Raw genomic sequence first — 10,974 nt, forward strand, 5'->3', positions numbered from 1 at the left:
ACTTTATCATTACAGTTCATTTCGCTAACATTACCTTCCGTTTAAGAATTTAATCATTTAAACGTATTATAAATTACATTGCTATCTAATGCAATAAAGAAGTAGCACCAACTTTAAGTATAAATATTGAAAATTTCATAAACAGCCATTTTCAATTTTCCAGATTTGTAAGAATGTCGGTTTTTTTCTGTAACAATTGCCAAATCCATTCCAGCTACACCCAGGACAAACCCACGAAATTTACGAAGCTTATATCGGATTGTATCAAAAGCTTCCAACTCAATTGATCCTGCTTCGCCTGTTTATCCTCCTACAGAAAAACGGGCGAAAGTGCCACTGTTATGAGAAAAAGAAAGTCTTTAATATTTTAGATGTTGTCTATAATTGTACTAAGTGTCACAAGAAAACAGGGTAGCAATAAATAAAATGGCCTAACTTCTCATAAATGACTGTTGTAGTGATATAAAATTTTCGTTATGGGGGTAATTTAAAATATTAACTGGATAGCTATGGGGTACCGCCACATCACCATCAAGCTAAGAAATGCAAATACCTCAAAACGAAAAAATGAGCATTTTGTTACAAGTTAGTACAAAATTTCGTTATGGGGGTACTATAAGATTTTAGCTTGATGGGCATGTGAAGTCCCCCCTAAACGAAAATTTTTACCTATCTACAATTCAGCTCATTTTTTCAGTTTAGGGTAACAACGAATTGCTTAAGTTGATGGGCATGGCCTCACCATACCATTTCGGGAAAATTGTACACTTAGACACAAATTGGACACATTTAAACGAATTCTTTGTACACTAGCATGATTTTTTGTTCCTCCTATTGATTTATACTTTATATTTCTTACTATTTCAGCGAAAATGAAAACTAGACCTATACCATCCATTTAAAACCGGAGGAAACACAAATGAAATGTTATCAATTGCACTTGGAATTAGTGGGATGTCCTTTCCCCATTTGGAGAAGAGTTAGTTTACCGACAGATTTATCCTTTGATGATTTACATGACGTGATTCAATGCTTATTTCAGTGGCAACACCAACATTTATTTGAATTTACTGTGGGGAAATATGTAATTTCATCTCCTCCTGATCCGAGCATTTCCTTTCATACATTGGCAATGACTACGTCGTCCCCGATGCTACATGCTGATAAAACTATGCTACACCAACATATCGGAAAAACGGATCAGGCTTTTCAATATGTATATGATTTTGGAGATCATTGGCTGTTACAGATTCATGTTGAAAAGATATTTGATCAACCTTCTGATGAAATAAAATGTATAGGAGGAGAAAATGCGGCGCCATTAGAGGATATTGGGGGCATTCCAGGGTATATTGAATTTTTAGAAGCGATAAAAGATTCTTCACACCCACAACATAAAATCTACGCAGAATGGGATTTATTAAATTTTGATCCTTCTTTCTTTGACATACACGAAATTAATAAAGGATTAACTTATTGTGATTAAGTGCTAAATGAATGCTAGTTTATTTATGGGATATCGCTACATCGCTATCAACCTAACAAAACAAAATACCCCATAAAATGAAAAAATACGCTATTCTTTCCTATGATTCTACAGAAAGGATAACGTATTTTTTGCTTTATGGGTAGTGCTATCCCTTATATGACTTCTTGTGATTTCGGTGAAAGTCGTGATGGTACTTCATAACCTTAGCTTGATAGCGATGTGGCGAGACCCCTATAACGAATTACATGAATTATTAATAGTTTCATAAAACTGATCCGCAATATTCCTCATCTCTTTATGTCTTCGGAAACTTTGCAACAGAACTAGAAAGAGGAATGTGACATTTTTTAACGAATTTACCGAAAGAATTCTCCTTCCTCAAGCGTGTGAAGGACGATAGCCCAACGGTAGGCGGGAGATGAATTTTGGTTTGGCATAGCCAAAACTTTTGATAAACTAGCTATATGAAGTTCTTTGATAACTTGATATAGGAGGTTGCAGGAAGAAAATAGAGTGCGAAAACCAAGCCATTCGGTTCCTGCGTAAAATATCAACCGTACCAAGAGAGCGTCCAAGCGTTGGACATCTGAAGTAACGCTCAGGGAGACGAAAGGTTACTTTCGTCGTGGAACTGAGAAGCTCCCACTTCAAGCTTTGCTAAGTGGCGAGTAGTTCACGATTTATTTTTCCTTCAAAAACAAAAAAAATCCTTTATCACTTATTAAAGGATTTTTTTTGTTTACATATTATAATTACCACCGACTTATATGAGAGGTAGTCTTCAGTGGGACTGGATTCCAACTTTGTTGTATTGTTTGCCATGATTTGACCGTTCCATCTTTACTTTTAATAAATGCTTTAAATTCTATATTTCTTTCAGCTGGCAACACAACATTTCCTCTCCAATCATTACTTTGAGAATCATAATATAATTGAATTGGATACTGTTTCGTGTCCCAACTTCCTAATTCCGCACGATTCCCAGTAATATAAACAGTATCTCCTATTGTTGTAGGAGCATTTTTTACTACAATCGTTTGCATAACAGGAGTCACACCTAATAAATCCTTAAATTTCTCCATTAATGAATTGTTATACATTACATCTTGATACCGAAGTAACGTAAATCCAGCAAAATTATAATTAAAAGCCATTTCTGCAACTCTGTTATACTCTGCCTCATTTCCTAAACTTAAAGCATTTTCACCATTTAATACAATTCCCTTTTGATTAGCTAATGTTGCAATTTCTTGTACTAATGTTCTAGGCATTGAATATTCTGGATAACTACCTTTGTCTGTCATTTCTAGACAAGTAAATGTTACATCTAACTTTGCGCTTTTGAAAGCATCAAGTAAATGGCTATAATTATTATACCCTGCTGGCTTTTCTGCCCCGTGAGGTATAACCGGATTATTATATTGCCAATGTACTCCTGCAATCTTTGCGCCGATTGGTACTTGAAAACTTGGATCAAAAGCATCGTGTGCCAATTGACCAATTAATTTTGTATGACTTTCTAAAACACCTTGATACCATTCTAAATAATCCTTTCCATATGAAGAGTTATATCCATTCTTTAGAAACAGTTCCCCATCACTTGGTGGTAAAATTTCTGAAACAGAAGTAAATTTTGTACTCCACTCTTTGTTCACTTCATTTAAGGAATCATATTTATTTAATACCCATGAACGGAATTTTGATTTTGCAAATTCTGTATAGGCTTGAAACTTTCCACGTGATGGATAACCGCTTCCATCAGCAGATGTGTAGGAAGGATATCTCAGCTCTCCAGCTGGTCCCCCAGATAAGTATATCTTTGCGATTACATCTTTATACGGTTTCATAGCTACTGCGAATGCCGTATATAGTTCACCATATTCCTTTTGAATTACATCTGAAGCAAGTGGATTCAATGTTTCTTTATTAACGGTTCCGGTTTCAGATTTAAAGTAAAGACTATCATCATTTTTTTGATTCCAAACCCATGAAGGAATTGGTGTATTACAATCATCGCCAACATTTCCACCACACTGATGTGTAGAAATAATAGGTATCATTTTCATACCTGCATTTCTTACTGATTGAGCAAAACGCTGTGCGTATGAAAAATCAAATTGCTGATCCCCGTTCTTTTCCATATCTCCCCACCAAAAATCAACAGTAATAGCATAAAAACCATTTTGTTTTGCCCACCTTAAATCATTTTCAAATGTCTCCCAATTTGTTACTTCCGGAATCTTTTTTAATGGCGCCATTAAGTAAGCTTTGTAATCCGGATTCATTCCTTTTCCATTTACGGCTGCAAAACTTGCTTGTGGAATTAATAGAGATACAAATAACATCAAGACAGATAAAATGACAATACCATAATATTGAAACTGTTTTTTCATCCCTTTTCTCCTTTTCCCTTTTTTAAATTTATAAAACACTTCTGTATCCGTTTTCATTATATACGAAAAACGCAATCGTTTGCATGAAAAATATTGCATAATATTAAACTAAAATAAACAAGCTAGATTAATTAACTTGTTTATTTTAAAATTCGATTACAGATTATTCGGTTCTGGTGCAAAAATTTTGAAGTATATGAAAATGGTCTATCAAACTTGGAAATACTGATAGTACTACTCTATAAAAGGTGTGTGATCAGTATGGAAAAGGAGAATTTATTTAAGTGGAAACATTATCAACCAGACATCATCTTGTTAACTGCACGTCGGTACCTACGGTACAACTTAAGTTTTCGTGATTTGGTGGAAATGATGGAGGAACGAGGGTTATTCCTTGCTCATACAACTATTATGCGATGGGTACATCAATATGGGCCGGAGTTTGATAAACGAATTCGACGTCATCTCAAACAAACGAATAACTCATGGAGAGTGGACGAAACATATATAAAAGTAAAAGGACAATGGGTGTATTTATATCGTGCCGTTGATTCTGAAGGAAACACGATTGACTTTTATTTGAGTAAATCTAGAAATCATAAGGCTGCAAAGCGATTCTTCAAGAAAGCTTTGCGGTCTTTTCATGTCTCAAAACCCCGTATCATCACGGTTGATAAGAACCCTGCTTATCCAATTGCTATCGAACAGTTGAAGAAAGAAAAAAGGATACCAATAGGCACCAAAATCCGAAGGATAAAATATTTAAATAACATATTAGAACAAGATCATCGTTTTATTAACAAACGTATACGCTCTATGTTGGGATTTAAATCATACAAAACAGCAGCCTCTATATTGAGTGGTGTTGAAGCCATGCATATGGTCAAAAAAAACAAATTGATTTGCAGGACCAGTCTGTCCAAAATCAGAATATTTTTATCAACCAGCTGTTTGGATTAACTGCTTAACAGGTGATTCCGTTAGGAATCCTTGATTCTTTTTTATTTATCATCTTTTTGCACCAGAACCTTCTTAAGACTATGGGCATTTTATTATAGCACAACACTTGTTGCAAAAAAATGAATATATTGGAAAACGAATGCAGTCTATGACTCATTTTTACATGTATCTCAACTGAACCCTGAAGGATATGCTCTCTAAATTTATACATAAAATTAGAGAGCATAATCTTAGTCAGGAAGTCTGTTCAAGTACGACAAGTATTTTAATTGCAAAGCGAACATCCTTCTCACGGAGTTGTTCTGCTAACTGTAATAGCTAAATGGTATTTCAGCTAAACGATCCATTCTCTCTAAAAAAGAACAGAAGGGGCCTATAGTGATAGGCTCCTTCTAAAAAATAACCATTATATATACATTGGAAATGGATTTATTTCACTAATAATGAATATGTTCCATTTCTGTTTTCCTCAGAAAAGAACATAACTAAGTAATACTTCCCTGGTTCTAATTCAATTTTCCCTTTTATATTATTTCCATCCACTTGGCCCTCAGCGACAGGATGTTCCATATCTGTTCCACGAATCAAATTCCAACCTATTCCAATTCCCTGTTCATCTATAACAGAAATATCTACTTCTTTTGGAGATGTGACTTCGAACGTATACATATACGCCATATTAGGCATATCCATACTTCCTTTGAAAAGCTTATTAAAACGAATTGCCTTTGCACTATCAAATCCATGACCTGCTGGCTCATCTTTTTTTACGGTAACCGTTGTTTGCCCGCGATTTAATTTTCCTTTATCATCTTTCACTGTTAGCCTTGCAGTATATGTCCCCTCTTTTCCATATACATGAGTAGGATTTGCTTCTGTACTTGTTGTACCATCTCCAAAATCCCAGAGATAAGAAACAATTTTTCCACCTGTGCTTTCTGTACCATCGCTATGAAACTCAACTTTTTCATTTAATATCTCATTGTACGGTCCATTCATATTTACTTTAATAGTCTGTTTTTCTTCTTCCCCCGTTGCAACGCCATGGAATACAACATCGTATTCAAATTGATTGTTCGCATTCACACGATGATTAACAAAATACGCTGTAACTGTTTTGTAGCCGCTCCATTCTTTTTGCGCTAACTGTTCTAAAGATTGATTGATTTGCTTGCTCATCGTTTTCCAATCTTCAGATTCTCCTTTTGTTACGCCACCTGTATATGTTCCTTCTAATGTAAACGTATCAAAAAATTGAGACTTATGCTTTGTCATTGTTGCATCTTTTATCTTTGCTACATCTGTAATGTCTTTCTTTACATCAGCTAGTGGCTTTAGTGAAGGGGTAGCTAAATAATCATCTGATACTTGCGGAGTATTATATGTACCCTGATTATCAATTAACTGCTTCATATAGTCTTGGTATCCTTTATTTAAATTTGGATCCTTACTTAAAGCTTCACGATATGCATCATAATTCTTCACATCATTTGCACGAATGAAATCTTGAATCTTATCGAAAGTTTCAAATTGATGAGTATATAAGTAAGACTGCAGTGCAAAAGAATAATTATAAAAGTCCCATTTTTCGTCTCCTTCTCCTTCTCCATATTTCGAAAATAATGTTCGTTCTGCTGTATAACGTTTCGCAGGATCAGATGATAATCCACTAATTATACTTTTGCGCGGAACAACATTATTCGTACGAGTAGATCCTGCAAAAAATTCTGCATTTCCTTCTTCAAACCAAGTCAAACGTTGATCTTGATACATTTCTCCTTGTCCCCATGATCCTGGAACTTCGTATCTTCCCTGTAAATAGTGTGTAAATTCATGACGGAACAATTCTTCCAAACTATAACGACTTTGCTGCGGTGTACGCTCAAATGTAAAGAACGTTCCGATTCCTTCAATATAAATTCCACCATTATTCGTATCATATCCATATAGTTGGCTATTTCGTTTATATTCATCTGGATTATTATAAATGACGATTGTCAGTACATCATCAGCTTTCCCTGATTCTAACGCTCCATCTTTTCCAATTACACGATGATACTGCGCTTTTACTTCTTTTGCAGCCCAATATAGTTTCTTAACCTTTTCTTCCGTTACTTTATCTCCTGTTTTAAATACAATAGAGCCGTCATCGAATGTATACGTTTTTGGTAAGTACTGCTGCTGGCCTTCTTCACGTATTTTCTTGAAATCTACTGTATTTCCGTTATAATCTTTACCACCATAGTTTGTTGAAATTTGCTCTACCGCATTAAAATAAGCCTCACTTAAACGAGGGTACATATGCATTGCTTGTGTAAGTACTTCTAAAGGTTTATTTGGATTACTATGGAAATTCCCTAAACGACCAGTATAATATATACCATTATTAATTAACCATTTATTTTCTGTTGTTAGATGGTTCAAAAGAGCCATTCGACTAACTTCATTTATGTAACCATCAATTTTCCCATACCATATTGTTTCATCCGCTTTTTTACGTGTCTCAAACAAGTAAGACTGTATATCATCATCAATCCCTTGTATAAGCTCAAACAAGGCGTCCCCTTTCTTCTTATCACTTATATATGTGGAAATATTATCGTTATATTGCTTTAATATATTCGCCGCATATTGAACTGTTTCAGCATCACAAGAAGCGTTTCTAATTAATTTACCGTATGCAGATACCACTGCATCCTGTTTATCTGTACCAAATTTAAAATTCGGATTTTTTGCAATTGCTTTTAATGCAGGTAAACATTTATCATGAAAGCTTCGCTCATTTAAATAGCTTACCTCTTTATTATTAAAGCCTACATAAGATATGGAACGTAATACTTCAGCAAACGTCTCAATCCCTTTTGTATCATCTTTTGTAAATGTGCTTCCACGACGACCTAATTCATCAATAATAACCTGTATTCGCTCTTTATTCTGATAAAACTCTTTTGTTTCTTGATTAAATTGATCTAAATCTGTAATTTGATTCCAACTAATACTTGCCAATGTATCGATGAATTCGTCATTACTCATTCTATTCAGCTCTGCCACAGAATACTTTTGCTGAAATTGTTTTGCCGCTGCTCGTTTCACGACCGGAGCTGGACGTTGTGAAAAATCGCCTACTTTTAAACGTTCTTCATAAGACAATGTTTCGTCTGCTTTTGTAGAATGTGCAATTTCATCTGTTGAAGTTTCTATCCCAATTGGTTTCTTTTGTAACACATTATAAGGTGTGTTTTCTTCCGCTGATACTTGTGTTTGGATACTTCCAAATGATAAGGCCATTGTACTAATACCGAGTATCATTTGAGTAAATTTTGATTTCTTGTTCATAACATTTCCTCCATTTATAAATTACATTTAAAAAACTAATTATTATCATAAAATATTTTAAAATGCAATATTTATTTGGTATTTCTGTACACAGCGATACCATATCAAAAAAAGAAATTGATATGTTTAGACATAATTTGAACAAAAAAAGCACTCTAATGAGTATCGAATGAGTGCCTTTCTGTGGTTTATAATCTTATTTTTTAAATTAAAATTGAATATGCTAAATGATAAACACTTTGTAAATAACTTGAGCCTACTGATTTAATACGACCAGGTTCATTGTAGTAATATAGATCAACTAGATCATATCTGTATGTGAATCTACCAGAGTTAGAATAGTCATCTCTATATGCTAGTGATAATGAAGCTGATCCTGATTGTCTGTTTTTACCTAGATGTAAAAATTAATAAAATATCTACTGCGTAATCCTATGCTTCTCTTAATTTAAATTCATGCAACCTCTCTCTTTCTTTTATCATTTTTACAAGAATGCAAAAGATGAAATTATACTGTACATTGCTTATACTTTTTGAAATAAAATCACCTTCGATATGTACATCTTAGTTTAAATACATTTCAATTTACTTTCATAAATGTTACAAAAGTCTTTCATTGATTTAAAAGACTTTTAGATTTCTAAAATAGACTTATCAAACAAGACTTACACATCAAGATTCAGAGAGAAACAAAGAAGATGGGTGGGGGATGAAGCCCCCACTGTTAGAAATTTTACTGTATAGCATAAATAACTTTTGTTATGTGTAAATGTATTTGTTATTTGTTATTCACGTACGTATCAAACCATAAATGAATATATCCAGCTGTAATACGCTGTGCTTCCATTAAACGTTTTCCTGTTACCGGTGTTACTTCAGCACGCCATTTGTCAGCAGAGTCTTGTGATACCGCTGCTTTTAGGAACCAACTTTTCGTATTATCATTAACAATTGATGGGAAATCAGCTTTTGCTGCTGCTGCTGATGCATGAACCCACTCTTCTGGATTTGCACTTTGCCAATTCCAATAGCCATTTCCATCCGTTACTTTATAATTGTCTTTCACTGTATCAACGAAGTTTTCATATTTTGAGTGGAAGCCAAATGGATGCGAAATGTTAGTAAAGTTTGCTGCATGCATTGGTTGGTTGACATCCCCTAAATAATGAAGTGATAATCCTAAATAAAAGAATGCATTTTTCATATCTTTATTTTGATAAGCTTCACCAGCTAATTTAAAATACTTTGCTCCCGTTTGCTTTGCTTGTTTAGCAAATGGAATATATGTTTTTTCCGAATCAGGATCATAGAAGTGTGAAGCGAATGTGGAATTATCATAGTATGGGTTTTTATAATCTGCAGAATAAATACCTTCCTCCAAATTAGTACGCCAATCATTTAATAGAGCTGTCTCATTTTGCTTTACCACAGTCGTATTTTGGGACATAATATCAATTGCTCTGTTTACAATCCATAAATGAGAACTTACTCCTTCATTATGTACAGATTCCGCTGACCATTTTAAAGCAATAGGCGAATCAGATTCATGTGCAAACGCCACACTTTGAATAGGAGCTGTTAAAGCAATTACAGAAGCTATAGCTAAAATTTTTCTTTTCATAAATATTCCTCCATTTGATATATAATTTAAATTTCTTTCATAGGATCTTCTCTTACCTTACTGAAAGACACATTACATATTAATAAGTACAGTTATATAAATCTAAATGTAATAGATGCTCTATGGTAAAGGTACTAATTCATAACCAGATTGATATGGCGGCGCAGAACTTCCCCATAGTTTATCTTGATTTGAAAATGGTTGATCTGAAGTTTCTAGCTCGAAATACGTTGTAACTCCATACTCAGAATTTTGTGGATCTGCACTGTACCAATCACAAGGTCTTCCCATTTTATCTCTAAGATAATCAGTTTTACCTGTTATTAAATTGATTTCTTTTGCATTTTGTTCCCAAACTGTTAACGTACTTTTTGATTGGTCGCTAAAATAAATCCAGCCACGATTCCCTGCATTGACATATTTTTTAATTCCTCCTGCCTCAGCATTTGGCCCTCCAATCCACATTGACATGGTAACTGGCGTATTATGTCTTAAATATCCATCACTTTCTACCCCATCTGGAGTTTCAAAATTGATAGGTGTACCATAGTACTCATTACCTTTTGTATCCTTATGAGTCTCAGCAGTACCATAATAAGATTTATCTTTATACTGAATTACATAGTGCCAACCCGCAAACTTCTCATAAGTTACTCCAAGTCTCTTCTGACCTATACCTGCATAAGCATCACGCCGAGGTTTGCCATCCAAAATTTTACGTACCATTATATAATCTTTAGATGTCTGGACTGGATCCCCATAAATATCAAGTATACGGTTGTCCTCAGCTGCATAAGCAGAACTTGTAGGAAAAACAGTAACTATCAAACTAAATATTAGTGCTAAAAATGTAAATATAGACAGTTTTTTTTTCATAAACATACCTGAACTTCTCCTTATTTTTACTAATGTTTTTACCATCTGCGTGCATCATCTACTAGTAGAACAGTCTTATTCTATCTAGTAAATCTTTCATTTCCCTTTCATAAATATTACAAAAGTCTTTCAGAGGTCTGAATTCTTTTCTGATGAAACTAATAAACCAAAAGGGAAACCTGCATGTTCATTGGCTTCATAGATCTTTCATTCGATAATACAGATATATATATGCAATTTTACATATCGTTATTTGTAAATATTATTGCGAACGCTTACTATAATGAAAGCATAAATAT

General features: G+C 34.0%; 5 protein-coding genes and 1 pseudogene. 2 read left to right on the top strand and 4 right to left on the bottom strand.

Annotated features, from left to right (window positions below):
* The first annotated feature begins 919 nt into the window (after positions 1 to 919).
* Positions 920 to 1,486, top strand: a complete 567-nt coding sequence (locus B5P42_RS29385) for a plasmid pRiA4b ORF-3 family protein (RefSeq protein ID WP_000650501.1) — start codon at positions 920 to 922, stop codon at positions 1,484 to 1,486.
* A gap of 755 nt (positions 1,487 to 2,241) precedes the next feature.
* Here the strand turns inward: B5P42_RS29385 and B5P42_RS29395 are convergent.
* On the bottom strand, positions 2,242 to 3,882 hold the full coding sequence (locus B5P42_RS29395) for a family 14 glycosylhydrolase (protein ID WP_113735897.1): 1,641 nt from the start codon (positions 3,880 to 3,882) through the stop codon (positions 2,242 to 2,244).
* 261 nt (positions 3,883 to 4,143) lie between these two features.
* Between B5P42_RS29395 and B5P42_RS29400 the strand changes: the two are divergent.
* Positions 4,144 to 4,850: pseudogene (locus tag B5P42_RS29400) on the top strand (IS6 family transposase).
* Between the two features lie 421 nt (positions 4,851 to 5,271).
* Here B5P42_RS29400 and colA read toward each other — a convergent pair.
* The 3 genes from colA to B5P42_RS29415 all read right to left on the bottom strand — a co-directional run bounded on the left by colA (position 5,272) and on the right by B5P42_RS29415 (position 10,681).
* A complete protein-coding gene (gene colA, locus B5P42_RS29405; protein ID WP_113735899.1) occupies positions 5,272 to 8,178 on the bottom strand; it encodes a collagenase ColA in 2,907 nt (968 codons plus the stop codon).
* Positions 8,179 to 8,956: 778 nt separating this feature from the next.
* Positions 8,957 to 9,799 (bottom strand): phospholipase C, encoded by an 843-nt coding sequence (locus B5P42_RS29410; RefSeq protein WP_113735900.1) that lies wholly within the window; start codon positions 9,797 to 9,799, stop codon positions 8,957 to 8,959.
* Between the two features lie 120 nt (positions 9,800 to 9,919).
* Positions 9,920 to 10,681, bottom strand: a complete 762-nt coding sequence (locus B5P42_RS29415) for a hypothetical protein (RefSeq protein ID WP_113735901.1) — start codon at positions 10,679 to 10,681, stop codon at positions 9,920 to 9,922.
* Between the last annotated feature and the right edge of the window lie 293 nt (positions 10,682 to 10,974).

It is taken from the genome of Bacillus sp. SRB_331 (assembly GCF_003264175.1).
Taxonomy (GTDB): Bacteria; Bacillota; Bacilli; order Bacillales; family Bacillaceae_G; genus Bacillus_A; species Bacillus_A mycoides.

Coding starts and splice junctions, on each gene's coding strand:
- B5P42_RS29385 (WP_000650501.1), top strand. CDS start 920: ATGAAATGTTATCAATTGCACTTGGAATTAGTGGGATGTCCTTTCCCC.
- B5P42_RS29395 (WP_113735897.1), bottom strand. CDS start 3,882: ATGAAAAAACAGTTTCAATATTATGGTATTGTCATTTTATCTGTCTTG.
- colA (WP_113735899.1), bottom strand. CDS start 8,178: ATGAACAAGAAATCAAAATTTACTCAAATGATACTCGGTATTAGTACA.
- B5P42_RS29410 (WP_113735900.1), bottom strand. CDS start 9,799: ATGAAAAGAAAAATTTTAGCTATAGCTTCTGTAATTGCTTTAACAGCT.
- B5P42_RS29415 (WP_113735901.1), bottom strand. CDS start 10,681: ATGTTTATGAAAAAAAAACTGTCTATATTTACATTTTTAGCACTAATA.